Source organism: Pseudomonas sp. BO3-4, assembly GCF_034044115.1.
Taxonomy (GTDB): domain Bacteria; phylum Pseudomonadota; class Gammaproteobacteria; order Pseudomonadales; family Pseudomonadaceae; genus Aquipseudomonas; species Aquipseudomonas alloputida.
In genome coordinates this window covers 4,239,897-4,264,543 of sequence record NZ_CP139018.1, presented here as the reverse complement: position 1 = coordinate 4,264,543, position 24,647 = coordinate 4,239,897, and the positions used below count along the sequence as shown (strand labels likewise).

21 protein-coding genes are annotated in these 24,647 nt (G+C 63.2%); 12 read left to right on the top strand and 9 right to left on the bottom strand.

What is annotated here, in order from left to right:
- Positions 1-28 precede the first annotated feature (28 nt).
- On the top strand, positions 29-544 hold the full coding sequence (locus REH59_RS19755; RefSeq protein ID WP_003248773.1) for a DUF6586 family protein: 516 nt from the start codon (positions 29-31) through the stop codon (positions 542-544).
- A 50-nt stretch (positions 545-594) separates the two neighbouring features.
- Positions 595-828: a hypothetical protein gene (locus REH59_RS19750; RefSeq protein WP_003248777.1), complete on the top strand. Its 234-nt coding sequence runs from the start codon at positions 595-597 to the stop codon at positions 826-828.
- 50 nt (positions 829-878) lie between these two features.
- On the opposite strand, the gene sulA is transcribed toward REH59_RS19750, so the two are convergent.
- Both sulA and lexA read right to left on the bottom strand, forming a co-directional pair.
- On the bottom strand, positions 879-1,355 hold the full coding sequence (gene sulA / locus REH59_RS19745) for an SOS-induced cell division inhibitor SulA (RefSeq protein ID WP_003248779.1): 477 nt from the start codon (positions 1,353-1,355) through the stop codon (positions 879-881).
- A 13-nt stretch (positions 1,356-1,368) separates the two neighbouring features.
- Complete coding sequence (gene lexA / locus REH59_RS19740) at positions 1,369-1,977, bottom strand: transcriptional repressor LexA (protein ID WP_003248781.1); 609 nt, start codon at positions 1,975-1,977, stop codon at positions 1,369-1,371.
- Between the two features lie 215 nt (positions 1,978-2,192).
- Here lexA and REH59_RS19735 point away from each other — a divergent pair, with 215 nt between their 5' ends.
- Positions 2,193-2,900 carry a TetR/AcrR family transcriptional regulator gene (locus tag REH59_RS19735; protein ID WP_003248784.1) on the top strand — a complete coding sequence of 236 codons (708 nt, stop codon included), beginning with the start codon at positions 2,193-2,195 and terminating at the stop codon, positions 2,898-2,900.
- A 189-nt stretch (positions 2,901-3,089) separates the two neighbouring features.
- On the top strand, positions 3,090-4,088 hold the full coding sequence (nagZ, locus tag REH59_RS19730; protein ID WP_172402813.1) for a beta-N-acetylhexosaminidase: 999 nt from the start codon (positions 3,090-3,092) through the stop codon (positions 4,086-4,088).
- Between the two features lie 368 nt (positions 4,089-4,456).
- On the opposite strand, the gene REH59_RS19725 is transcribed toward nagZ, so the two are convergent.
- From REH59_RS19725 to mfd, 3 genes are read right to left on the bottom strand one after another with little or no spacing between them, the layout of a single operon-like run.
- On the bottom strand, positions 4,457-7,774 hold the full coding sequence (locus tag REH59_RS19725; protein WP_014859657.1) for a DEAD/DEAH box helicase: 3,318 nt from the start codon (positions 7,772-7,774) through the stop codon (positions 4,457-4,459).
- A gap of 4 nt (positions 7,775-7,778) precedes the next feature.
- Positions 7,779-8,351 carry a CsiV family protein gene (locus REH59_RS19720; RefSeq protein ID WP_014859658.1) on the bottom strand — a complete coding sequence of 191 codons (573 nt, stop codon included), beginning with the start codon at positions 8,349-8,351 and terminating at the stop codon, positions 7,779-7,781.
- Positions 8,352-8,360: 9 nt separating this feature from the next.
- Positions 8,361-11,810 carry a transcription-repair coupling factor gene (gene mfd / locus REH59_RS19715; RefSeq protein WP_012053155.1) on the bottom strand — a complete coding sequence of 1,150 codons (3,450 nt, stop codon included), beginning with the start codon at positions 11,808-11,810 and terminating at the stop codon, positions 8,361-8,363.
- Between the two features lie 167 nt (positions 11,811-11,977).
- On the opposite strand from mfd, the gene REH59_RS19710 reads away from it, so the two are divergent.
- The 3 genes from REH59_RS19710 (at position 11,978) to sthA (ending at position 16,218) form a co-directional block, all read left to right on the top strand.
- A complete protein-coding gene (locus REH59_RS19710) occupies positions 11,978-13,441 on the top strand; it encodes a glyceraldehyde-3-phosphate dehydrogenase (RefSeq protein WP_033725352.1) in 1,464 nt (487 codons plus the stop codon).
- A gap of 179 nt (positions 13,442-13,620) precedes the next feature.
- Complete coding sequence (locus tag REH59_RS19705) at positions 13,621-14,619, top strand: FAD:protein FMN transferase (protein ID WP_012053154.1); 999 nt, start codon at positions 13,621-13,623, stop codon at positions 14,617-14,619.
- Between the two features lie 204 nt (positions 14,620-14,823).
- Complete coding sequence (gene sthA, locus REH59_RS19700) at positions 14,824-16,218, top strand: Si-specific NAD(P)(+) transhydrogenase (protein WP_003248797.1); 1,395 nt, start codon at positions 14,824-14,826, stop codon at positions 16,216-16,218.
- 48 nt (positions 16,219-16,266) lie between these two features.
- On the opposite strand, the gene REH59_RS19695 is transcribed toward sthA, so the two are convergent.
- Together REH59_RS19695 and REH59_RS19690 are read right to left on the bottom strand one after the other, a co-directional pair.
- Entirely contained in the window at positions 16,267-16,983 is a 717-nt protein-coding gene (locus REH59_RS19695) for a glycerophosphodiester phosphodiesterase (RefSeq protein ID WP_004576988.1), read from the bottom strand.
- A gap of 31 nt (positions 16,984-17,014) precedes the next feature.
- Entirely contained in the window at positions 17,015-17,599 is a 585-nt protein-coding gene (locus tag REH59_RS19690; protein ID WP_003248801.1) for a PilZ domain-containing protein, read from the bottom strand.
- Between the two features lie 93 nt (positions 17,600-17,692).
- Here REH59_RS19690 and REH59_RS19685 point away from each other — a divergent pair, with 93 nt between their 5' ends.
- From REH59_RS19685 to REH59_RS19675, 3 genes are read left to right on the top strand one after another with little or no spacing between them, the layout of a single operon-like run.
- Positions 17,693-18,943, top strand: a complete 1,251-nt coding sequence (locus REH59_RS19685; RefSeq protein WP_003248802.1) for a lipoprotein-releasing ABC transporter permease subunit — start codon at positions 17,693-17,695, stop codon at positions 18,941-18,943.
- Positions 18,944-18,950: 7 nt separating this feature from the next.
- The gene (gene lolD, locus REH59_RS19680; protein ID WP_014753922.1) at positions 18,951-19,634 is read left to right on the top strand and encodes a lipoprotein-releasing ABC transporter ATP-binding protein LolD; all 684 of its coding nucleotides are present in this window, start codon (positions 18,951-18,953) and stop codon (positions 19,632-19,634) included.
- Between the two features lie 60 nt (positions 19,635-19,694).
- Positions 19,695-20,936 carry a lipoprotein-releasing ABC transporter permease subunit gene (locus tag REH59_RS19675; protein ID WP_012053153.1) on the top strand — a complete coding sequence of 414 codons (1,242 nt, stop codon included), beginning with the start codon at positions 19,695-19,697 and terminating at the stop codon, positions 20,934-20,936.
- Positions 20,937-20,975: 39 nt separating this feature from the next.
- Here REH59_RS19675 and cinS read toward each other — a convergent pair whose 3' ends face one another.
- Entirely contained in the window at positions 20,976-22,328 is a 1,353-nt protein-coding gene (gene cinS / locus REH59_RS19670) for a two-component system sensor histidine kinase CinS (RefSeq protein ID WP_014859661.1), read from the bottom strand.
- Positions 22,325-23,005: a two-component system response regulator CinR gene (gene cinR / locus REH59_RS19665; protein WP_014859662.1), complete on the bottom strand. Its 681-nt coding sequence runs from the start codon at positions 23,003-23,005 to the stop codon at positions 22,325-22,327. The genes cinS and cinR overlap by 4 nt, the downstream gene beginning before the upstream one ends.
- Positions 23,006-23,204: 199 nt before the next feature.
- Between cinR and REH59_RS19660 the strand changes: the two genes are divergently transcribed.
- A complete protein-coding gene (locus REH59_RS19660) occupies positions 23,205-23,732 on the top strand; it encodes a cupredoxin domain-containing protein (protein WP_014859663.1) in 528 nt (175 codons plus the stop codon).
- A 68-nt stretch (positions 23,733-23,800) separates the two neighbouring features.
- Positions 23,801-24,631 carry an NADPH-dependent 7-cyano-7-deazaguanine reductase QueF gene (gene queF, locus REH59_RS19655; RefSeq protein WP_014859664.1) on the top strand — a complete coding sequence of 277 codons (831 nt, stop codon included), beginning with the start codon at positions 23,801-23,803 and terminating at the stop codon, positions 24,629-24,631.
- Positions 24,632-24,647: the final 16 nt, after the last annotated feature.

Below are 24,647 nucleotides of genomic sequence, written 5' to 3'. Positions count from 1 at the left end.
CCTTGTAGCCTTATGGGAGGGCACTGAAATGGCCCAGGAACTCTACACCCGCACCAACCAGAAACTGTTCTTCGCCGGCCTCGCCCTCGAGTCCATGGCCAAGGCTGAACAAAGCCAGGCCATGAATGCCCAAGGCCTGGTCCAGGCTGAGCGCGAGTCGGCGCTGTTCCACCTGTATGGCGCTCTGTTGGGGCTGTGCCATGAAATCGGGGGCTTCTATCGCCTGCCGGTCGTCGCAACGGTGGAGCAAGCCCTGGCCGACGATGCCCTGAACGGTATCGCCATCCCGGAAGTGGCCGAGTTGCTGGAGCTGGCTCGCCAACGCGAAACCTGGCTGGCGCAAATGCTCGGTGCTTATGCCGATTTGTTCCGACCACCGGTCGCCAGAAAAGCGCCGAAAACCGACGTTACCCAGCCTCTGATTCAAGCCGTCAATCTTGATGAGCCTGAGCATCCAGCGCTGTCGCGTGCCGAGCTGGAAAGCTGGCGCAACGACCTCAAAAGTTTGGTGAGACGTTTCCGCGACGCGTTGAGTGAGTGCTGATAGCCGCAACGGCTGGTACAATAATCGCCTTTCGCGGAGAACTGCCATTTATGTCTACGTCTTTTCTGGAAATTGTCGAGTTGCCTGATGGCCGCATCGAACTTCGTCGCGCCGAGGATGAGGGCTCTCTGGTAACCCTGGATTTCTCGGAAGACGCCAAGGTGTTCCTGCAGGGTCAGCATGTGGAAGTGGCCAAGGCCATGCTCAGTGTGGGCGTGCAGATGGCCGGTCGCCTGATGGATGGCGAGCTCGAGCGTGATGAAGGGCCGCGTGTGCTGCACTGAGTGTGCAGCAGCGTATCAGGCTATTTGAAGTGACAGGCAAAGCCTGAACATCAGCCGAGGCGGATGTTCAGGCTTTGTGCGTTTCCGGCACTGGCTGCACGTAGCAGTTGCTGGCGTGCAGTGGCATTGACGTTGCCCAGCCAGCTCACCACGGTGTGGCTGAGGCCCAGGCGCAAAGCCTCGCAGGCCAGCTGCAGCGCGCTTTGATTGCTGCGGGGTTGCAGCAGCAGAATACGTTCACGGTTGAGCCCGGCATCGCGCAGCCAGGCCTGGGTCAGGCTTGGCGGTGGGGCGATCAGGGTCAGCCAGCGGGCCTCGTCCTCTTCGCTCAGCTCGCGCAGCACGGGTGCCAGCAGGCTTTGGCAGTGGCCAGGGGCGCCGCGCAGCGACAGTTCGCTGAACAGCTCGGGCTGGCTGCTCTTGCGCGCCGGTTCCCTGGCTTTCAGGCCTGGCAGTACGGGCTGGGCGAGGAATGCTTCGAACAGGGGCAACTGGACTTGCTCGGGTGCGTGAATGAACTGCTGCATGACGCCTCCTGGATCAGCGGCGAATGACGCCGACGCTCAAGCCCTCGATCACCAGCTCCTGTTCTTTCAGGTCGACTTCGATGGGGGCGAATTCGGGGTTTTCGGCAAGCAGCCAGACTTTGCTGCCTTCACGCTTGAAGCGCTTGACGGTAACTTCGTCGCCGATGCGCGCCACCACGATCTGGCCGTTACGGGCTTCACGGCAGGTGTGCACCGCCAGCAGGTCACCGTCGAAGATGCCGACGTCCTTCATGCTCATGCCGTGTACGCGCAGCAAATAGTCGGCTTGGGGGTGGAAGAAGGCAGGGTTGATGTTGCAGGATTGCTCGATGTGCTGTTCGGCAAGAATCGGCGCACCGGCAGCGACCCGGCCGATGATGGGCAGGCCGGTTTCTTCGGCCTTGGCTTCCAGGCCAGGGATGCGGATGCCGCGGGAAGCGCCCGGCGTCATTTCGATCGCGCCCTTGCGGGCAAGGGCCTTGAGGTGCTCCTCGGCGGCATTGGGCGACTTGAAGCCCAGCTCCTGAGCAATCTCGGCGCGGGTAGGCGGGAAGCCGTTGTCTTCCAGGCAGCGCTTGATGAACGCGAGAATTTCGGCTTGGCGTGGCGTCAGTTTCAACATGGTAAGCGCTCTGTCTTTTTGTACAGTGACTGGGATTATATACAGTACTGAGTGCGCTGCAAGCCAAAAGCCGCAATAAACAGAAGAGGTGGCGCTTGCAGTGGGCCGGCTGGCGCTTTTAAATGGCGACCGCCCAGTCACCGAGCCTTGACAGAAGCAGGGCTGAAACGTATGTTTCAAACACCTGTTTGTCTGGCGGAGTAGTCGGAGTAGTCATGGCCCAATCGGAAACCGTTGAACGCATTCTCGATGCTGCCGAGCAGCTGTTCGCGGAAAGGGGGTTCGCCGAAACCTCGTTGCGGCTGATTACCAGCAAGGCCGGGGTCAACCTGGCGGCAGTCAACTATCATTTCGGCTCCAAGAAGGCGCTGATCCAGGCTGTTTTTTCGCGTTTCCTCGGCCCATTCTGCGCCAGTCTCGAGCGTGAGCTGGAGCGCCGCCAGGCCAAGCCGGAGCAAAAGCCCAGCCTTGAAGAACTGCTGGAAATGCTCGTAGAGCAGGCGCTGGCCGTGCAGCCGCGTAGCAACAACGACCTGTCGATCTTCATGCGCCTGCTGGGTTTGGCGTTCAGCCAGAGCCAGGGTCACCTGCGGCGCTATCTGGAAGACATGTACGGCAAGGTGTTCCGCCGCTACATGCTGCTGGTGAACGAGGCTGCGCCACGCATTCCGCCACTGGAACTGTTCTGGCGTGTGCACTTCATGCTGGGTGCCGCGGCCTTCAGCATGTCCGGTATCAAGGCCTTGCGGGCGATTGCCGAGACTGACTTCGGCATCAATACCTCGATCGAGCAGGTGATGCGCCTGATGGTGCCGTTCCTGGCGGCAGGCATGCGCGCTGACAGCGGTGTGACCGACGAGGCGATGGCCACTGCGCAGCTGCGTCCGCGAACCAAGACCAGTTCGGCTACCGCCAAGGCCTGAAGGCTGGGCGTGGCGGGGCGCTTCCGCTAAGCTAGCGCCCATGCCCTATCTCGATCTACTTCACATTTCCCTTGCTGACCAGCGCCTTTATGGCTTCGCCTGTGGCCAACAGCGCGTGTCTGCCGGTGTCTGCTGCCCCCCGGTGGGCTTCTCTCTGTCTTCAATGAAGGATTACCCATGACTGTCAGCCTGCAAGGCTCCCTGATGGTGGATATCGCCGGTAAATGGCTGACCGCCGAAGACCGTCAACTGCTTCGCCAGCCGGAAGTGGCTGGCCTGATCATCTTCGCCCGCAATATCGACAGCCCGCGCCAGGTGCGCGAACTGTGCGCGTCCATCCGCGCCATTCGCCCCGAGCTGATCCTGGCCGTGGATCAGGAAGGTGGTCGCGTACAGCGTCTGCGCCAGGGCTTTGTGCGCCTGCCGGCCATGCGTGCGCTGGCCGATAACGACAATGCTGAATACCTGGCTGAACAGTGCGGCTGGCTGATGGCGACCGAGGTACTGGCAGTTGGCCTGGACCTCAGCTTCGCTCCGGTGCTCGACCTGGACCACCAGCGTAGCGCCGTGGTGGGCAGCCGCGCCTTCGAGGGTGACCCGCTGCGTGCAACGCGACTGGCCGGCGCGTTCATCCGAGGCATGAATGCGGCAGGTATGGCCGCGTGTGGCAAGCATTTCCCGGGGCATGGCTGGGCCGAAGCCGATTCGCACGTGGCCATCCCCACCGATGAGCGCAGCCTGGAACAACTGCGCCAGGCCGACCTGGTGCCGTTTACCCGCCTGAGTGGGCAGCTGGCGGCAGTGATGCCGGCGCATGTCATCTACCCGCAGGTTGACAACCAGCCCGCTGGCTTCTCGCGGCGTTGGTTGCAGGACATCCTGCGTGGCGAGCTGGGCTTTGATGGGGTGATCTTCAGTGATGACCTGTCGATGGCCGGTGCGCATGTGGTGGGCGACGCGGCCAGCCGTATCGAGGCGGCGCTGAGCGCCGGTTGTGATATGGGCCTGGTGTGCAATGACCGGGCGGCGGCGGAGCTGGCGCTGAGTGCGGCGCAGCGCATGAAGGTCAAGCCATCGCCGCGGATTGCCCGGATGCGTGGGCAAGGGTTTGCGCGGACCGATTATCGCCAGCAGCCGCGCTGGCTGGAGGCGTTGGGGGCGTTGAAGGAAGCTCAGCTGGTCGATTGACTGCGCTGGCCTGTTCGCGCTCACAGGTATCGCATCTCATGCTTGTAGGCGCGGGTTTACCCGCGAATTTGGTGGCGGCGGCAACGGTGAACGGCGGGTGGTAATTGGCCAGCAGGTCCGGCCTCTTCGCGGGTAAACCCGCTCCTACGACGACCTGTGCCGAACCACCGATGCGTGCCTGTAGGCGCGGGTTTACCCGCGGATACGGTGGCGGCGGCAACGGTGAACGGCGGGTGGTAATTGGCCGGCAGGTCCGGCCTCTTCGCGGGTAAACCCGCTCCTACAGCGGCCTGTGCCGAACCACCGATGCGTGTGTAGGCGCGGGCTTGCCCGCGAAGAGGTCCGCACAGGCTGTATCCGCTTTTGGTCTACCGCCCGCGCTTTCCGGGCAATGGCGCAAACAGGGCCTCGATTTCTTCATCGCCAAGCCGCCATTGCCCAGCCTGCCCGCCGTCCAGCAGGCTGGCTGCCAGTGCTGCCTTTTCCTGCTGCAACAACTGGATCTTCTCTTCCACCGTACCCCGGGTAATCAGCTTGAACACGAACACCGGCTTGTCCTGGCCGATGCGGTAGGCACGGTCGGTAGCTTGGTTTTCGCTGGCCGGGTTCCACCAGGGGTCGAAGTGGATCACGGTGTCCGCCGCCGTCAGGTTCAAGCCTACGCCCCCTGCCTTGAGGCTGATCAGGAACACTTCGCTTTCACCTTGCTGGAACTGCTGCACTGGCGTGCGACGGTCACGAGTGTCACCGGTCAGCAAGCTGTAGCGGATTTTGCGCTTCTCAAGCTCCTGCTCGATCAGCGCCAGCATCGAGGTGAACTGTGAGAACAACAACACCCGGCGCCCTTCGCTGAGCAGTTCTTCGAGCATCTCCAGCAGCGCACCCAGCTTGCCCTTGTCGGCCTGGTTGCCTTTGCTTTCTACCCCCTTGACCAGGCGCAGGTCACAGCACACCTGGCGCAGCTTGAGCAACGCATCGAGGATCACGATCTGGCTGCGTGCGGCGCCATTGCGGGCGATTTCGTCGCGGACTTTCTGGTCCATGGCCACTCGCACGGCTTCGTACGTATCGCGCTGGGCATCACTGAGCTCGACCCAGTGCACCATCTCGGTCTTGGCCGGCAGTTCTGTGGCCACCTGCTCCTTGGTGCGGCGCAGCAGGAACGGCCGGATGCGGCTGGCCAGGTGGGCCATGCGCTCGCTGTCACCGTGGCGCTCGATCGGGTTGCGGTAATCCTGGTTGAAGCGCTTCAGGTCGCCCAGCCAGCCGGGCATCAGGAAGTGGAAGATCGACCACAGTTCGCCCAGGTTGTTTTCCATTGGCGTGCCGGTCAGGCACAGGCGCTGCCCGGCCTGTAGCTCGCAGACGGCGAGGGCAGCCTTGCTGCTGCTGCTCTTGATGTTTTGCGCCTCGTCCAGTATCAGCACGTGCCAGGCCTGGGGGCGCAGCTGTTCCAGGTCGCGTGGCATCAAGGCGTAAGTGGTCAGGACCAGATCGTACTCATGGAGTTTGGTGAAGTGCTTGCTGCGCCCCGGCCCATGCAGTGCCAGGACGCGCAGGTCGGGGGCGAAGCGCTGGGCTTCGTCCAGCCAGTTGGGTATGAGGCTGGTCGGCATGACTGCCAGGGCCGGTGCATTCAGGCGCCCGGACTGTTTCTCCAGCAGCAGATGGGCCAAGGCCTGCAGGGTCTTGCCCAGGCCCATGTCGTCGCCGAGGATACCGCCGGTACCCATCTCGCGCAGGGCCTGCAGCCAGTTCAAGCCTTGCTGCTGATAGGGGCGCAAGCTGGCCTGCAGCCCTGTGGGCGGTTCTACCTGTAGGTTCCGGGCATCGCGCAGGCGCCGGCCCAGATCGCGTACGTGCTCGCCACCTTCCCAGTGCAGGGGCAGGCCTTCTATTTCGTTCAGGCGCGCGGCGTCGGCGCGCTCCATGCGCAGGGACGGGCCTGCAGTGTCCTCGTGCAGGTAGAGCTCGCCCAGGGTGCCCATGACTGCCTTGATGCGGCCATAGGGCAGGGCGACGCGCAAAGCCGGGGCATCGAGACGGCCGCGATTGAGGTCGATCAGCAGGTGTTCATCATCGCTGCGCCGGGCCAGTTCGCTAGGGCGTAGCAGCTCCGGGCTGCTGCGCAGCAGGTGCAACACGATCGGCAGCAGGCTGTGGCGCTGGCCATCGACCACGATGCCGAGTTCCAGGTCGAACCATTCATGGCCAGGCGCTTCGTCGATGGTTGCATACCAGTCGTCCACCTCCTGCAGGTTGAAGGCGAAGTCGCGGTGAATATCGATGTCCCAGCCGGCTTCGCGCAGGCGCGGCAGGCCTTCGCGGGCAAAGCGCAGCCAGGCTTCGTCGTCAGGCAACTGGTGCATTTCGCCGGCGCTGTCGGGTAGGGCCTTGCTCTGCCGTGTGGCGGGCTTGAAGCCGAAATCGCGCAGTACCTTGCGCAGCGCCTGCTCGGCTTGAGTCTGGCGGCGAATGCGCTGGCTGGTGCTGCCTGCCAGGCGGGTCAGCGGCTTTTCGTCGGTGCCGCTGGCCTGCAAGCCGTCATAATCGAACGCCAATGCGGCGCGGTGTTGCATTTGCCGTTGCATGCGACCGGTTTTCGGCATGTAGGCGGTGTATTCAAGGCTGCCGAGAGCAAGAAGGGGCTTTGGCTGGATGTTATCGAGCAACTGCTCCTGCACTTGCGTCGGGGTCGGCACCTTATGGCTGAGGGCATTGAGCTTGTGGCTCAGGGGTACGACCAGGTGTTCCGGCACGTCGGGTGCAATAGTCAGCTGTACGGCGACGTGGGGATCCAGGCTGTGCTCGACCTTGCCCACTTCACGGGTCGGCAGGTCCAGGTAGTAAAGCGGCAGCAGCGGGATGACGCAGCGCAGCATCGCTTCGCCGCTGTACCACCGCCCCCGGTAATTTCCGTTGTCCAGGCGTACCCAGCGAAACTCGGCGTGGCGCACCGGGCCTTCATGAAGCAGGGGGAGGTCGGTGTCGAAGAACATCCGCCCGGTTTCGAGGGCGCGCTGGAACAGCTCGCCACCTTCATGGCCCTTCAGTCGGTAGCCGCGATCCTGGCCGCCGCCCTGATTCAGGGCCGAGAGCAGGCGCAGAATGCGGATGTCTTCGTCTGTTACGAAGCGCGGTGGCTCGTAGAGAAAATCGTAAAGGGACTGGATGCGGCTGAAGCGGATGCCGTCCTCCGTTCGCGTGCCCTTGCGCACAAGCAGGGCGCAGCCCGCATCGTCGGTGAGCTGCAGCTGATAGCACACCATGCGCCCGCGTTTGTCTTCGGTCGCGTCGGTCTTGGGTGGGGCCTGCTCCAGGCCGCTCAACCAGTGCTGCAGTTCGGCGGACAAGGCGCCCGGGTTGGCTTGCGTGTCCTTACTGCTGGAAAAGCGCTCGCTGACGCAGAAAAGGACAGCGGCGCAATGCTTGCAGTTTTGCCGTACCGGGCAATCGCAGTCACCGCGCACATGGCACCGGCCGCCCGCTACGTGCAACTTGATGTGTTGCCGGTAGTGGTTGTTGCCGCTCCCCTGGCAACTGGCCGTTATGGTTGGCCCATGAATGCCTTCCAGTTCGGCCCTGCCTTCCTCGGCATAGCGCTCACCGCGCTGCAGGGCAGCTTTGCTGAACGATTGAATCCAGTTCGGATAGGCGTTCACCATTTCGGCGGCATCGTCCTTCATGGGCTTACTGCTCCATCATCTCCGGGTCCATCACCGGCATTTTCGGCGTGCCTGGTGGGGTCACCTTCAGCAGCACCGCCAGGTGCCCGCCGTCGAGAAAGGTCAGCTGGCCGCCCTTGACGTTGCTGTTGCTTTGCCTGAACTGCTCGCTTTGCAGCACGTTGCCGTTGCCATCCAGCTGGTTGACCCAGAAGTTGGCCTCGACGGTGATGAAGCGGCCTTCAGCGATGCTCAGGTTGCCTTCGATAGGGAAGTGCCCGAACTGTTCGGTGCCTTCGCCCAGGGCGATGCGGCTGGGTTCGCTGCCCACCTGCTGTTGCCAGGCCTTGTGCATCAGCACCGTGTAGTCGGCGGTGGCTTCCAGGCGGGTGGCTTCATCTTCAAGTGCTGGGGGGCGCTCGGCGTCTTTCGCCAGGCGTGGGGCGCCAGCGCTCCAGTCTTCGGGGGCGAACGGGCTGGTGAAGGCGGGCACGCTGTTCTGCCGCACCAGAATCATTTCTACCTGATACAAGCCTTCAGCGAAGGCGGCTGGGGCGAACAGCGCCAGCAGCAGGGTCAGGCAACGGATGGCACGCATGAGTCTTCCTTAGGCAGGCTGTGGGGTCAGGCGCTCGAACAGCGCCTCCAGGGTATTGAAACGTTCGTCGGGGCGTTCCATCGGTACCAGGAAGCGGAACTGGGTGGCGCCTTCGAACTTGTAGCGTTTGGGTTGACCCTGGATCAGCTTGATCAGGGTCAGTGGGTCGACCGGTGTTTCGGCTTCGAACTCGAGCTTGCCACCGTTGGGCCCCGCATCGACTTTCTTGATGCCGAGCTTTTCCGCGTGCAGCTTGAGTGACGTCAGGCGCATCAGGTTCTTGGTCGGCTCTGGCAACAAGCCGAAGCGGTCGATCATCTCGACCTGCAAGTCCTTGAGGCCCTCTTCGTCGGCAGCCGAGGCAATGCGTTTGTACAGGATCAGGCGCGCATGCACGTCAGGCAGGTAGTCCTCGGGGATCAGTGCCGGCAGGCGCAGGTTGATCTCCGGGCCGCCACCCAGTGGTTGCTCAAGGTTCGGCTGGGTACCTTTTCGGATTGCCTTGACCGCACGTTCGAGCATTTCCATGTACAGGGTGAAGCCCACTGCCTGGATCTGCCCGCTCTGGCCTTCGCCCAGCAGCTCGCCGGCGCCGCGGATTTCCAGGTCGTTGGTGGCCAGCACAAAGCCTGCGCCAAGGTCTTGCGTGTTGGCGATCGCCTCCAGGCGCTTTTCGGCGTCGGCGCTCACCTTCTGACGGGTAGGTGTGAGCAGGTAGGCGTAGGCCTGGTGGTGACTACGGCCAACCCGGCCACGCAGCTGGTGCAGCTGGGCCAGGCCGAACTTGTCGGCGCGCTCGATGACGATGGTGTTGGCGCTGGGCACGTCGATACCGGTTTCGATAATGGTCGAGGCCACCAGCACGTTGAAACGCTTGTGGTAGAAATCGCTCATCACCTGTTCCAGCTCGCGTTCGCGCATTTGCCCGTGGCCGATGCCGATGCGTGCCTCGGGCACCAGCTCGGCAAGGTCGGCGGCGCATTTTTCGATGGTTTTCACATCGTTGTGCAGGTAATACACCTGGCCACCGCGCAACAGTTCGCGCAGCAGCGCCTCCTTGACCGTGCTCTTGTTCTGTTCCATGACGAAGGTGCGCACCGACAGGCGGCGTGCTGGCGGCGTGGCGATGATCGACAGGTCGCGCATGCCCGCCACCGCCATGTTCAGCGTGCGCGGAATCGGCGTGGCGGTCAGGGTGAGGATATCGACCTCGCTGCGCAGCGCCTTCAACTGTTCTTTCTGGCGCACGCCAAAGCGGTGCTCTTCATCGATGATGGCCAGGCCCAGGTCTTTGAAGCGCACGTCATCCTGCAGCAGCTTGTGGGTGCCGATGAGGATGTCGATCTTGCCTTCGGCAAGGTCCGCGGCGGCGGCGGCCACTTCCTTGGCCGATTTGAAGCGGCTCATCACTTCCACGGTCACGGGCCAGTCGGCAAAGCGGTCGCGGAAGCTGTTGTAATGCTGCTGGGCAAGCAGGGTGGTGGGCACCAGTACGGCCACCTGGCGGCCACTGTGCACGGCGATGAACGCCGCGCGCATGGCCACTTCGGTCTTGCCGAAGCCCACGTCGCCGCAGACCAGGCGGTCCATTGGCTTGGGTGCCAGCATGTCGGCGCGCACGGCCTCGATGGCGGCCTGCTGGTCCGGGGTTTCCTCGAACGGGAAGCCGGCGCTGAAAGTGGCGTAGTCGGCGGACGGGTCGGCAAACGCGTAGCCCTTGCGCGCGGCGCGGCGGGCATAGATGTCGAGCAGTTCGGCGGCCACGTCGCGGACCTGTTCGGCGGCCTTGCGCTTGGCTTTCTGCCAGGCCTCCGAACCCAGCCGGTGCAACGGTGCCAGGGCGTCGTCGCTGCCGGTGTAGCGGGCGATCAGGTGCAGGTTGGCCACCGGCACATACAGCTTGGCGTTCTCGGCGTATTCCAGTGTCAGGAATTCGGCAGCCTGGCCGTCGATTTCCAGGGTGGCCAGGCCCAGGTAGCGCCCGACGCCATGGTCGATGTGCACCACCGGCGCACCTTCGCGCAGCTCGGTGAGGTTCTTGATGACCGCGTCGTTGGCGGTTTCGCCGCGCTTGTCACGGCGCCGGCGCTGCATCACTCGCTGGCCGAACAGTGGGCTTTCGGCAATCAGGGCCAGCCCTGGATCGTCCAGCAGCAGGCCGTCGTCCAGCGGGGCGATGGTGATCGCCAGGCGCTCGGCACCGGTAATGAAATCGTCCCAGCCTTCGACGGTATGCGGGCGCAGCTTCAGCCGTTCGAGCAGCTCCAGCAGCACTTCCCGGCGGCCCGCTGATTCGGCTGTGAAGAGCACGCGGCCGGGGAACTGATCGAGGAAGTTGGCCAGCTCGGCCAGCGGCTGGTTGGCCTTGGCCTCGATGGCCAGGTTGGGCAAGGCGCGCGCCGGGAAGCGCTCGCGGCCCACGCCAGGCTCCAGCGCTTCGCTGCTGACCACCACCCGGGGCCACTGCTTGAGCCGGGCGAAGCAATCTTCCACCGGCAGGAACAGCTCGGCCGGCGGCAACAGCGGCCGGCTGAGGTCGCCGCGGCGGTCTTCATAGCGCCCGCGCACGTCGTTCCAGAAGTGCTCGGCGGCCTGTTCCACACCGGGTAGCGAGAACACCTGGGTGTCGGTCGGCAGGTAGTCGAACAGGGTCGAGGTTTCTTCGAAGAACAGCGGCAGGTAGTACTCGATACCGGCGGGGATGATGCCGCTGGCCAGGTCCTGGAAGATTGCACTGCGGCGGAAGTCGACGTCGAAGCGCTCGCGAAAGCGTGCCTTGAAGCGGGTCACTTCTTCCTTCTGCATCGGGAATTCGCGTGCTGGCAGCAGGCGCACCGAATCCACCTTGTCGATCGAGCGCTGGGTCTCGGGGTCGAAGGTGCGCAGCGTCTCGATCTCGTTATCGAACAGGTCGATGCGGTAGGGCAGCTTGCTGCCCATCGGGAACAGGTCGATCAGCGCGCCGCGCACGGCGAACTCGCCATGCTCGTAGACGGTGTCGACACAACGGTAGCCGCTGGCCTCCAGGCGCAGGCGCATCTGTTCCACGTCGATGGTCTGGCCCACATCCAGCACCAGGCTGCTGCCCAGCAGAAAACGCGTGGGTGCCAGGCGGTGCAGGGCGGTGGTGATCGGCACCACGAGGATGCCGTGGCTCAGCTCCGGCAGACGGTACAGGCTGGCGATGCGCTGGGAGATGATGTCCTGGTGTGGCGAGAACAGGTCGTAGGGCAGGGTTTCCCAATCGGGGAACGGCAGCACTGGCAGGTCTGGGGCAAAGAAGCGCAGCTCCTGCTCCAGACGGTCGGCGGCCTGGCTGTCGGCCGTCAGCAGCAGGGTGAAGCGGCCAGCGCTGCTGGCGGCTTCGGCGATGGCAAGGCTGAGGGCGGCACCGGGCAGGTTGCCCCAGGTTTGTTTGCCGGCCGTGGCCGACATTTGCGGTAGGCGCAGAACTGACACGGGAGATTGCACTCCAAGCGTTGCGGCAAAGAGACCGATTGTACCGGTGACAGTGCCGGCTGTCAGGCTCGAAAGGGCATGAACGCTGGCTTGCGTCACTGCGTCAGGCACTCATTGCCGGTTCCGCGTTGGGGCGTCATAATGTAGCCCCTTTTTTCTGTCCCTACATGTGGAAGGTTCCCGTGACTCAGAAGCCCGACCAGTGTCTTGGTGAGTGGATTGATCGTGAAGCCCTGGCTGAAGCGATGATCCCGCTTATCGGTCAGCTCTACCGCAATAACAATGTGGTGAGCTCGATTTATGGCCGCAGCCTGATCAACCGTTCGGTTATCTCGATCCTCAAGGCGCACCGCTTTGCGCGCCACCGCCAAACCGACGAAACCGAACTGTCCGTCCACGAGACATTCCCCCTGCTCAAGGCCATGAGCGAGCTGAAACTGGGCGCCGCATCGGTCGACCTGGGCAAGCTGGCCAACAAGTTCAAGCAGGAAGGCAATGGCCGCACTGCCGAGCAGTTCGTCCGTGAAGAGCTGGCCGACGTGGTCGGTCAGCAGAACGCTTCGGCGCGCAAAGGCACCGACGTTGTCCTGTACGGCTTCGGTCGCATCGGCCGCCTGCTGGCGCGCATCCTGATCGAGAAGACCGGTGGTGGTGACGGCCTGCGTCTGCGTGCCATCGTCGTGCGCAAAGGCGCCGAAAACGACCTGGTCAAGCGTGCCAGCCTGCTGCGCCGTGACTCGGTGCACGGCCCGTTCGATGGCACCATCACCATCGACGAAGCCAACAACACCATCACCGCCAACGGCAACCTGATCCAGGTTATCTACGCCAAGAGCCCGAGCGAAGTCGACTACACCCAGTACGGCATCGACAATGCGCTCATCGTCGACAACACCGGCGTATGGCGTGACGCCGACGGCCTGGGCCAGCACCTGGCCTGCCCGGGTGCTGCCCGCGTGATCCTCACCGCACCTGGCAAGGGCGCGCTGAAGAACATCGTGCACGGTATCAACCACGGTGACATCACTGCCGATGACAAGATCATCTCGGCGGCCTCCTGCACCACCAACGCCATCGTGCCGGTGCTCAAGGCCATCAACGACCAGTACGGCATCGTCAACGGCCACGTCGAAACCGTTCACTCGTTCACCAACGACCAGAACCTGATCGACAACTTCCACAAGGGCAGCCGCCGTGGCCGTGCCGCGCCGCTGAACATGGTAATCACCGAAACCGGCGCCGCCACCGCTGCTGCCAAGGCACTGCCAGTGCTGAAGGGCAAGCTGACCGGCAACGCGATTCGTGTTCCGACGCCGAACGTTTCGATGGCCATCCTGAACCTGAATCTGGAAAAGGCCACCACCCGCGACGAGATCAACGAGTACCTGCGCCAGATCGCCATGCACTCGGAGCTGCACAAGCAGATCGACTACGTGGCTTCGCAGGAAGTGGTTTCGACCGACTTCGTCGGCTCGCGCCACGCCGGTGTGGTTGACGCAGAGGCGACCATCGCCAACGACAACCGCGTTGTTCTGTACGTCTGGTACGACAACGAATTCGGTTATAGCTGCCAGGTGGTTCGTGTGATGGAAGACATGGCTGGTGTGAACCCGCCAGCGTTTCCACGCTGATTCGCTTGTAAGGCAATGAAAAAACGGGAACCTTCGGGTTCCCGTTTTTTTTATTCTGAATGTGTGTTGCCAGTGCCGGCCCTTTCGCGGGTAAACCCGCTCCTACAGGATTATCGCTGCCCCTGTAGGCGCGGGTTTACCCGCGAAGAGGCCAGCACCGGCAACCGAGAAACCCTACTGTGCGCACAGCCCTCCTGTTCATACTGCTGCTACTCACCGCCTGCAACCAGGGCCCCACCCTGGAGCGCCTGGGTGGCCCGACCATGGGCAGCAGCTACAGCATCCAGTACGTCCGCGAGCCTGGTGGCCCGGAGCCGGCCCAGGTGCAGAGGGCGGTGGAAACCATCCTGCACGACATCGACCACCACTACTCGACCTACCGCGGCGATTCCATCGTAAGCCAGTTCAACCGCTTACCTGCCGGCCAGTGCCTGGCCCTGCCGCCTGACATGCTCGCGTTGGTCAGCCTGGGCCAGCACCTTGCCGAGCAGAGCGATGGCGCCTTCGACCTCACGGTAGAGCCTTTGCTCGACCTGTGGGGCTTCGGCCCTCAGGCCCGTCACCAGCAGGTGCCCGAACCACAGGCACTGGCCCAGGTACGCCAGCGTGTGGGCTACCAGCACCTGCGCGTCAAAGGTCGAGCCCTGTGCAAGGATGCCCCGGTGCAGCTCGACTTCAACAGCATCGTCGCCGGCCATGCTGTCGACTTGATCGCTGCGCGCCTGCAGGCCATGGGTGTCAGCAGTTTTGTCGCCGAGGCCACTGGCGAGCTGAAGGCGGTTGGCCGCAAGCCTGACGGCAGCCCTTGGCGTATTGCCCTGGAACTGCCTCGCGAAGACCGTCAGATCGCCCGCCAGATCATCCCGGTCAATAGCCTTTCAGTATCAACCTCGGGTGACTATCGGCACTATTTCGAGCAGAATGGCCGGCGCTATTCGCACACCTTCGATGCCCGCCTCGGGCGCCCGGTCGAACATGACCTGGCTGCCGTTACGGTGCTGGACGCCTCAGCACTGCTGGCCGATGGCTATTCGACGCTGCTACTCATCCTGGGCCCACAGCAAGGCTGGGATTTTGCCGTGGCGCATGACTTGGCTGCGGTTTTGGTGACTCGAGCAGAGGGAGGCTTCGTCTCCCGAGCTACGCCCGCGTTCGAACGGGCAGTGAAAGGCCAGTGAAAGCACAAGCAGGGATGATTGCCGCCACGGAATGGGTGAAGCATATGTAGTGCGGGCAAAATTGGCCTACGACGCGACCAAGGGTTAATGTGCGCGGCGTTCAGGGTTGATTAGACTGCACCCGAATTTTCTCATGGCGCCCCGGCGGCATGATCGTGCCCCGCGAGCGACCGTGGCTTGCGGGCCAGTTCTGAAGGAGTACGCATGGCTGTCTACAACTACGACGTAGTGGTGCTGGGTTCCGGCCCGGCCGGTGAAGGCGCGGCAATGAATGCCGCCAAAGCAGGGCGCAAGGTAGCGATGGTCGATGACCGTCGCCAGGTCGGTGGCAACTGCACCCACTTGGGTACCATTCCGTCCAAGGCACTGCGTCACTCGGTGCGGCAGATCATGCAGTTCAACACCAACCCGATGTTTCGTGCCATCGGCGAGCCGCGCTGGTTCTCGTTCCCGGACGTGCTGAAAAGCGCCGAGAAGGTCATCGCCAAGCAGGTGGCATCGCGCACCGGCTACTATGCCCGTAACCGCGTCGACGTGTTCTTCGGCACCGGCAGCTTTGCCGACGAGCAAACCGTGGAAGTGGTGTGCCCGAACGGCGTGGTCGAGAAGCTCAACGCCAAGCACATCATCATCGCGACCGGCTCGCGCCCCTACCGCCCGGCCGACATCGACTTCCACCACCCGCGCGTGTACGACAGCGACACCATCCTCAGCCTCAGCCATACCCCGCGCAAGCTGATCGTGTACGGTGCCGGCGTGATCGGTTGCGAATACGCTTCGATCTTCAGTGGCCTGGGCGTATTGGTCGAGCTGGTCGACAACCGTGGCCAGTTGCTGAGCTTCCTCGACTCGGAAATTTCCCAGGCGCTGAGCTACCACTTCAGCAACAACAACATCACTGTGCGCCACAACGAAGAGTACGAGCGCGTCGAAGGCCTGGACAACGGGGTGATCCTGCACCTCAAGTCGGGCAAGAAAATCAAGGCCGACGCCTTGCTGTGGTGCAACGGCCGTACCGGCAACACTGACAAGCTGGGCCTGGAAAACATCGGCATCAAGGTGAACAGCCGCGGCCAGATCGAGGTTGACGAGGCCTACCGCACCACCGTGCCGAACATCTACGGTGCCGGCGACGTGATCGGCTGGCCAAGCCTGGCCAGTGCCGCCCATGACCAGGGCCGGTCAGCCGCTGGCAGCATTGTCGATAACGGCAGCTGGCGCTTCGTCAACGACGTGCCGACGGGTATCTACACCATTCCCGAAATCAGCTCGATCGGCAAGAACGAGCAGGAGCTGACCCAGGCCAAGGTGCCGTACGAAGTGGGCAAGGCCTTCTTCAAGAGCATGGCGCGTGCGCAGATCGCCGGCGAGCCGCAGGGCATGCTGAAGATCCTGTTCCACCGCGAAACCCTGGAAATCCTCGGCGTGCATTGCTTCGGCTACCAGGCTTCGGAGATCGTCCACATTGGCCAGGCGATCATGAACCAGCCGGGTGAGCAGAACAACCTGAAGTACTTCGTCAACACCACGTTCAACTACCCGACCATGGCCGAAGCCTATCGGGTAGCTGCCTATGACGGCCTGAACCGGCTTTTTTGAGCGGCTCCGACCGGTGGCCTGAGCCGGTCGGAGAGACCGATTTCAACCCTACCCGAGGGTGGTCTTGGCCAAACCGGGAAAGTCTGTAATCAGGCTGTCCACACCAAAGTCAGCAAGCCGGCGCATCAGTGCCGGCTCGTTGACCGTCCACACCGACACATGCAAACCCTGGCCCTGTGCTTTGAGCAGGCGCTCGGGGGTGCACAGCGTCCAGTTCAATGCCAGCAGTTCGCAGCCGTAGTTCTGTGCCACCTTCAGCGGATCGAGCCAGGCGTATTCGGCCACCAGCCCGCGCTTCACATCTGGCACCAGTTCCTGGGCGGCGCCCAGTACTTCGCGTGAGCTGGAGGTGATGGTCACCTTGTCCAGCAGGCCATATTGCTGGGCCAGTTCACGGATCGCCAGGACGGTGGTGGCCGCGCGGGTGCGCGAGGCGCTTTTCACCTCCAGTTGCCAGTGTTCGAACGGGCATTTTTCGAACAGCTCTTCCAGTTTCGGGATCGGGCAGGGCTGCACATGGCCCGGGCCGCCTTTGCGGGCATCGATCTTGACCAGTTCGGCGGCCGGGTGCTCGACCACTTTGCCGCGCCGGCCCGTGGTGCGCTTGAGGGTGGGGTCGTGGATGACCATCAGTTCGTTGTCGGATGACAAGTGCAGGTCCAGCTCGCAGCGGGTCACGCCATGGGACAGGCATTGCTGAAAGCTCTTCAGGGTGTTCTCGGGTGCTTCGCCCTTGGCGCCGCGATGGCCGTAGATCAGGGTCACGTTCGTTCCTTCAAATCAGGGAGAAATTGGCTCAGGAGGCGGGGTCGTTCAGTTCCAGCTGCTGGCGCCGTTGCTGTTGCTGGCGCTGCAGGATGTAACGCGCCAGCAGTTGTCGTTGGGCATCGGTCATGTCGATGAACTCGGTGCCGACTTCGAAGCCGCCCTCCGGGCGAGGGTCGCAATGGGTGATCTTGCCGCGCAGCAGCAGGCCATGGGCGCGCGGCATCAGCACCATTTTCACTTTCACCCGGGTGCCGGGGGCAATCTGTGTGGCTTGGGCGGATTCAATGCCGCCTTCGGAAATGACCACCGGCAGCGGCTCGCCGACCTCGCCAAGCAGGGTTTGTGCAACCACCGCGCTGAGCAAGTCGAGGCGCTTGTTCTGTGCCCGCAGGAACGCGGCGAGGGTGCGGTCCTTGTCGCTTAGCTGGCGCAACAGGTGTTGCGACTCGAAGTCGGACAGGTGCAGCTCGCTGAGCAGGTTGAACAACGGCGAATCATCTTGCAACACATCTGGTTCAAGGGCTTCGGCCGCGCTAAGGGGGCTTATTTGAAGTGCGATCCGATCTTCGATGCGGTAGTATTCGCGGCGATCTTCTTCGTCTAATGTCGTCATGGCGAACCCAAGGTAGCGGCGGTGGTCCGAGTGTAAAGCCGCCGTAGGCGCCTCGCCACAAGGACGTTCCCTTTCATCCGAACAAGCCCCGACATGTTCAGACCTCTTTTCGCATTCATCGGCACGCGTTATACCCGTGCCAAACGTCGCAATCACTTCGTCTCGTTCATTTCCCTGACCTCGATGATCGGCCTCGCCCTGGGCGTGGTGGTAATGATCGTGGTGCTGTCGGTGATGAACGGTTTCGACCACGAGATGCGCACCCGCGTGTTGGGGATGATTCCCCATGCCACGCTGGAGAGCGGCCAGCCCATTGCCGACTGGCAGGCCCTTGCCCAACAAGTAAAGCAGAATCCGCAGGTGGTGGCGGTTGCACCGTTCACCCAGATGCAGGGCCTGCTGACCCATGATGGCAAGGTGCAGAAGGTGCTGCTCAACGGCATCGACCCTGCTCGCGAGCGCGAGGTGTCGATCATCGACAACTTCGTCCTGCAAGGCCGCCTGGACCAGTTGGCGCCGGGCGAGTGGGGCATCATGATCGGCGACAAGGCGGCGGCCAAGCTGGGCGTTGCCATCGGCGACAAGCTCACCTTCGTTGCCCCCGAGGTCAGCGTGACCCCCGCTGGCATGTTCCCGCGCATGAAGCGCTTCACCGTGGTCGGCACCTTCCACGTTGGCGCGGGGGAGATCGACGGCTACCTGGGCCTGACCAACATCAGCGACCTGTCCCGCCTGCACCGCTGGAAGCCCGACCAGGTCCAGGGCCTGCGCCTGAAGTTCGACGACCTGTTCCAGGCGCCGCGCGTAGCCTGGAGCATCGCCCAGCAGCTGGGCGAACAGGAGTTCTATAGCCGTGACTGGACCCGTACCCACGGCAACCTGTACCAGGCGATCCGTATGGAAAAGGCCATGATCGGCCTGCTGTTGCTGCTGATCGTGGCGGTGGCGGCGTTCAACATCATTTCCACCCTGGTGATGGTGGTCAACGACAAGCGCGGCGACATCGCCATCCTGCGCACCCTGGGCGCCACGCCCGGGCAGATCATGCTCATCTTCATGGTCCAGGGTACGGTGATCGGGGTGATCGGTACCCTGATCGGCGCCGTCGTCGGGATCTTCGCGGCCCTGAACGTGAGCGCGGCGATCGCCGGCATCGAGACACTGATCGGCCACAAGTTCCTCAACGCCGACGTGTACTTCATCGATTACCTGCCGTCGCAGATCCTGGCCCAGGACGTGTACATGGTCTGCGGTGCGGCACTGGTCCTGAGTTTCTTCGCCACCCTGTATCCGGCCTGGCGTGCGGCCCGCACCCAGCCTGCAGAGGCGCTACGTTATGAGTGAGTCGCGCATGAGTGATAAAGCCGTTCTGAGTTGCCGCAACCTGGGCAAGTCCTACGACGAGGGCCCGGAGTCGGTGCAGGTGCTGTCCGGGCTCAACCTGGAACTGCAGGCCGGTGAGCGGGTGGCCATCGTTGGCAGTTCCGGCTCGGGCAAGAGTACCTTGCTCAACCTGCTGGGCGGCCTCGACCGGCCGACCCAGGGTAGCGTGTGGCTGGCTGGCGAAGAGCTGTCGGCACTGGGCGAGCGTGCCCGTGGCCTGCTACGCAACCGCGAGTTGGGCTTTGTCTACCAGTTCCACCACCTGCTGCCGGAATTCACCGCCATCGAGAACGTGTGCATGCCGCTGCTGATCGGCCGAACGCCCATCCCCGAGGCCCGGGAGCGTGCCGAGGCGCTGCTCAAGCGGGTAGGCCTGGGCCACCGCCTGAACCACAAGCCGGCCGAGCTTTCCGGCGGCGAACGCCAGCGTGTGGCGATTGCCCGGGCGCTGGTCAACCGCCCCGGCCTGGTGATGCTCGACGAGCCGACCGGTAACCTCGACCACCATACCGCCCAAGGCATCCAGGAACTGATGCAGGAGCTGTCCAGCGCTTCGCGCACGGCATTCCTGGTGGTCACCCACGACCTCAACCTGGCGCGGCAGATGGACCGTGTGCTGAAGCTCGACGATGGCCACCTGGTGGCCATCTGATCGACTGCCGGGGTGGCAGGTGCTGCCCCGTTTTCCTGTTTCCATTGGGTGATTTCGTACATGTTCAGACCCTTGCCCATCTTTATCGGCGCGCGCTACACCCGAGCCAAGCGTCGCAACCATTTCATCTCGTTCATTTCGATGACTTCGATGATCGGCCTGTCGCTGGGCGTGCTGGCGATGATCGTGGTGCTGTCGGTGATGAACGGCTTCCAGCGCGAAATGAGCTCGCGCATTCTCGGCCTGGTGCCGCATGCCGCCATCCTGGGCGTGCAGCCGCTGGACGATTGGCACAAGGTGGCCGACGCCGCCATGAAGAATCCGGCGGTGATGGCTGTGGCGCCGATTACCGAGATGGAAGGCATGCTGTCGTACAAGGGCGCCATGCAGCCGATCCAGGTGGGTGGTATCGACCCGGCCGAGGAGGGCAAGGTTTCCATCGTTGGCCAGCACATCGTCCAGGGCCGTCTGCAGGGCTTGCAGCCCGGTGAGTTTGGTGTGGTTATCGGTGAGCTGACCGCACGCCGCTTCCGCCTGAACACCGGCGACAAGCTGACCTTGATCGTGCCGGAAATCAGCAAGGAACCGGGTGGCATCACCCCGCGCATGCAGCGCCTCACCGTGGTCGGCATCTTCAAGGTCGGCGCCGAGCTGGATGGGTCGCAGGCCTATATCCATGTTGCTGATGCAGCTGAGATGCAGCGCTGGGCGCCGGGCCAGGTGCAAGGTGTGCGCCTTAAGCTGCACGACCTGTATGCCGCTCCGCAGGTGGCCAAGGCGATTGCTGCCGGGCTTGGGGACGCCTACCGGGCCGATGACTGGTCGCATACCCAGGGCAGCCTGTTCAGCGCCATGAAGATGGAAAAGACCATGATCGGCCTGTTGCTGATGATGATCATCGCGGTAGCGGCGTTCAATATCATCGCCACCCTGGTGATGGTGGTGAACGACAAGGGGCCGGACATTGCCATCCTGCGTACCTTGGGCGCCACGCCGGCGCAGATCATGGGCACGTTCATGGTCCAGGGCAGCCTGATCGGCATTGTCGGCACGCTGATTGGTGGCGTACTGGGCGTGATTGCGGCGTTCAATGTGAGCCAGATCGTCGGCTGGCTGGAGCGGGTGAGCGGGCAGCACATCTTTACGTCGGATGTGTACTTCGTCAGCAGCTTGCCGTCGCAGTTGCAGTGGGGGGATGTGGCGATCATCTGCACCGCCGGCCTGGTGATGAGTTTCCTGGCGACCATTTACCCGGCCTACCGGGCGTCGCAGGTGCAGCCGGCGATTGGCCTGGCGGTTTGATGTTTGCCTGAGATCCTGGGGGCGTAAAGCGCCCCAGGGTTACCGATCTTGAGCGAACTCGATCACGAATCGGGTCCACCCACCCTCGCACTCCGCCCGTATGCACCCGCCATGGGCCTGCACGATCGACCGGGTAATTGCCAAGCCCAACCCCGCATGCTCGCTGCTGCCTTCCCGCCGCGCCGGGTCCACCCGGTAGAAGCGGTCGAAAAGCCGCGGTAGAGCGGCCGGGTCGATAGCCAGCCCGGTATTGGCCACGTTGATCGTCGGCCCCGGCCCCAGGGTTACCTTGATCTGTCCTCCTGCCGGGGTAAAACGCATGGCGTTGTCCAGCAGGTTGGACAGCGCCCGGCGCAGCATATGCTGGTCGCCGTGCAGCACTGCTTCACCCTCGCGCAGCATCTGCACGTCGTTGTCTTCTGCCAGAGGCGCGTAGTACTCCAGCAGTGCATCCACCTCGTCATGCAGCGCCAAAGGCGCGTGCCCCGGTACCAGAAGGCCGTGGTCGGCCTTGGCGAGAAACAGCATGTCGTTGATCATCTGCGCCATCCATTGCAGTTCTTCCAGGTTGCCATGCAGCGCCTCTCGGTATTCTTCGAGGCTACGTGGGCGGGTGAGGGTGACCTGGGTGTGGGTCAGCAGGTTGGACAGCGGCGTACGCAACTCGTGGGCGATATCGGCCGAGAACGCTGACAGGCGCTGGAAGGCATCGTCCAGGCGCTGCAGCATCGCGTTCATGCTGCTGGCCAGCTCGGCCAACTCTTCGGGCATCTGCGCCACCGGCAGACGGGTGGTGAGCGAACGCGCTGACACGCTGGCGGCCACCTGGCCCATCTGCCGCAATGGGCGCAGGCCGCTGCGGGCGGCCCAGGCACCCAGTAGTGCGGTGGTTAGCGCCGACAGGCCGACCGTCAGCCAGATCAGCCGTTGCATGCCCTGCAGGAAGTGCTGGTGGTGGGTGATGTCGAGGTACAGGGTCAGTCGCGGCGACTGCATGGTGCCCTGTTTCAAGGGCACGGACAGGCTGCGGTAGTCGATGCCTTGCGCATGCAGGGTGGCCAGCCCGGTGGCCAGCGCTGCTTGCGGCAGCCCGCTGCGGCTTTCGAACCAGGTGGCGCCATTGCTGGCGCTGATACGCAAGGCCAGGTCGGCCTGGTGACTCAGTTCATCGCGTAGGGCAGGCAGGCGGGCCTGGAGCTCATCAGCCGTGCTGACATCAGCCAGTTGCGTACGAAACAAGGACAGGCGCGAGTCCAGCAGTTGTTGGTCAAGTTCGACGAAGTGCTGCTCGCTGGCCCGGCTGAATAGCAGGCCGGCGCCTAGCGAGACGGTGGCCGTGCAGGCGGCGAACAGCAGGGCCAGGCGGCTGCCGAGGGAAATCCGGCGCATCACTCGGCGCGCTCTTCGAGTACGTAACCCATGCCCCGTACGGTGTGGATCAGCTTGTTGGGGTGCGGGTCGTCGATCTTCAGGCGCAGGCGGCGGATGGCCACTTCGATCACATTGGTGTCACTGTCGAAGTTCATGTCCCACACCTGCGAGGCGATCAGCGATTTTGGCAGCACCTCACCCTGGCGGCGCAGCAGCAGCTCAAGGAGTGAGAATTCCTTGGCGGTCAGGTCGATGCGCTGCCCGGCGCGCTCGGCGCGGCGGCGGATCAGGTCCAGGCGCAGGTCGGCCAGGCTCAGGGTCGTGTCCTGGCTCGGGCTGGTGCCACGGCGCAGCAGGCTGCGTACCCGGGCCAGCAGTTCGGAAAAGGCGAACGGCTTGACCAGGTAGTCGTCGGCGCCCAGTTCCAGGCCATGCACGCGATCCTCGACGGCGTCGCGGGCGGTCAGGAACAGCACTGGCGTATCCAGGCCTGCCTGGCGCACGGCCTGAAGAATCTGCCAGCCGTCGCGGCCAGGCAGCATCACGTCGAGGATCAGCAGGTCGTGGTCGCCGGTCAGGGCGAGGAACTGGCCGGTCTCGCCATCGGTAGCCAACTCGGTGGCAAAGCCGGCCTCGCTCAGGCCTTGGCTCAGGTACTGGCCGGTGCGGGCCTGGTCTTCGACGATCAGCAGTTTCATGCACTGTCCATATTCTGAAAGATTGTGCGTAGCCTATGGCGTCGCTTTACCGCTAGCACAGGGATAATGGGGTGGGTGAAATGATACGTGACGATGTGCCCGCTCGCCCAAACTGACGAAGTTGTAATGTGCCTGTCAGGTAACTGCCAGTCGCCCCGGCTAATGTGGCTTCATCCTGCTGTGTATTCCCGGAGTCATCATGAAACACCTGTTCATTGCCGCCACCCTTGCCCTGGGCAGCCTGCCGGCTGTCGCTAGCCAGGCGCAGAGCTTCGCCTTTGGCGAGCCTGCCCCGGCGGCCAAGGCCACCCGCACGGTCAACGTGGTGCTCAAGGACATTGCCTTCGAGCCCAAAAGCCTGCAGGTAAAAGCCGGCGAGACGGTGCGCTTCGTGCTGGTCAACGAGGGCAACCTGCCGCACGAATTCAACCTGGGCGACAAGGCCATGCATGCCGAACACCAGAAGGAAATGGTTGCCATGCAAGGCAAGATGTTCACCCAGGCGATGAACCACGAAGGCATGGATCACGGCAAGATGATGAGCCACGGCCAAATGATGGACCACGGCGATGGCCATGGTCACGGGGGTGGCAATACTGTGATGGTTATGCCCGGCCAACGCGCCGAGCTGACCTGGACCTTCCGCCAAACGGTGCCCATCGAGTTTGCCTGCAACGTGCCGGGGCATTACCAGGCGGGTATGGTGGGGGCATTGACCATTGAGTGACTGGCCCTGCAAGGCGGGGTGCAAAACCGGTAGACTAGGGGCATTTTCGAACCTCTAGGTCAGTTTCCATGCATCCCGCTGCCGAACATTCCCCGCTGGGCAAGTCCAGCGAATACATCGCCACCTACTCCCCGGAGCAGTTGTTCCCGATCCCGCGTACTGCCAAGTGGGCCGAGCTGGGCGTCACTGCACAGACCTTGCCCTGGCAGGGGGTGGATTACTGGAACTGCTTCGAGCTGAGCTGGCTGCTGCCTTCGGGCAAGCCGGTGGTGGCGATCGGCGAGTTCGCCATCCCGGCGGACTCGCCAAACATCATCGAGTCCAAGTCATTCAAGCTGTACCTCAACTCGCTGAACCAGACGGTGTTCGCCTCGCTGGACGCGTTGCAGGCATGCCTGGAAAAAGACCTGTCCGCCGCTGCCGGCAAGCCGGTGGGGGTGAAGGTGCGCACTTTGGCCGAGGTTGAAGCCCAGGGTGTGGTGGCGTTACCGGGGCAGTGCATCGATGCACTGGATGTGGCCATCAGCAACTACGAGCAGCCGCAACCAGAGCTGTTGCGCTGCGACCCGACGCGGGTGGTGGAAGAAACCTTGCACAGCCATCTGCTGAAGTCCAACTGCCCGGTCACCGGCCAGCCGGATTGGGGTAGCGTGGTGGTTGAGTACAAGGGCAGGGCGCTGGACCATGCCAGCCTGCTGACCTACCTGATCAGCTTCCGCCAGCATGCCGACTTCCATGAGCAGTGTGTGGAACGGATTTACCTGGACTTGAAGAATCTGCTGCAGCCGGAGCACCTGACGGTCTATGCACGTTATGTGCGCCGCGGTGGGCTGGACATCAACCCGTATCGCAGCACCGGGGCGATCAGCCCGGATAACAAACGCCTGGTTCGGCAGTAATACAGGGGGGCCGCTT

Coding starts and splice junctions, on each gene's coding strand:
- REH59_RS19750 (WP_003248777.1), top strand. CDS start 595: ATGTCTACGTCTTTTCTGGAAATTGTCGAGTTGCCTGATGGCCGCATC.
- cinR (WP_014859662.1), bottom strand. CDS start 23,005: ATGAAACTGCTGATCGTCGAAGACCAGGCCCGCACCGGCCAGTACCTG.
- REH59_RS19660 (WP_014859663.1), top strand. CDS start 23,205: ATGAAACACCTGTTCATTGCCGCCACCCTTGCCCTGGGCAGCCTGCCG.
- sulA (WP_003248779.1), bottom strand. CDS start 1,355: ATGCAGCAGTTCATTCACGCACCCGAGCAAGTCCAGTTGCCCCTGTTC.
- REH59_RS19725 (WP_014859657.1), bottom strand. CDS start 7,774: ATGAAGGACGATGCCGCCGAAATGGTGAACGCCTATCCGAACTGGATT.
- REH59_RS19720 (WP_014859658.1), bottom strand. CDS start 8,351: ATGCGTGCCATCCGTTGCCTGACCCTGCTGCTGGCGCTGTTCGCCCCA.
- sthA (WP_003248797.1), top strand. CDS start 14,824: ATGGCTGTCTACAACTACGACGTAGTGGTGCTGGGTTCCGGCCCGGCC.
- REH59_RS19735 (WP_003248784.1), top strand. CDS start 2,193: ATGGCCCAATCGGAAACCGTTGAACGCATTCTCGATGCTGCCGAGCAG.
- REH59_RS19710 (WP_033725352.1), top strand. CDS start 11,978: ATGTGGAAGGTTCCCGTGACTCAGAAGCCCGACCAGTGTCTTGGTGAG.
- REH59_RS19685 (WP_003248802.1), top strand. CDS start 17,693: ATGTTCAGACCTCTTTTCGCATTCATCGGCACGCGTTATACCCGTGCC.
- REH59_RS19690 (WP_003248801.1), bottom strand. CDS start 17,599: ATGACGACATTAGACGAAGAAGATCGCCGCGAATACTACCGCATCGAA.
- queF (WP_014859664.1), top strand. CDS start 23,801: ATGCATCCCGCTGCCGAACATTCCCCGCTGGGCAAGTCCAGCGAATAC.
- REH59_RS19755 (WP_003248773.1), top strand. CDS start 29: ATGGCCCAGGAACTCTACACCCGCACCAACCAGAAACTGTTCTTCGCC.
- REH59_RS19675 (WP_012053153.1), top strand. CDS start 19,695: ATGTTCAGACCCTTGCCCATCTTTATCGGCGCGCGCTACACCCGAGCC.
- lexA (WP_003248781.1), bottom strand. CDS start 1,977: ATGTTGAAACTGACGCCACGCCAAGCCGAAATTCTCGCGTTCATCAAG.
- lolD (WP_014753922.1), top strand. CDS start 18,951: ATGAGTGATAAAGCCGTTCTGAGTTGCCGCAACCTGGGCAAGTCCTAC.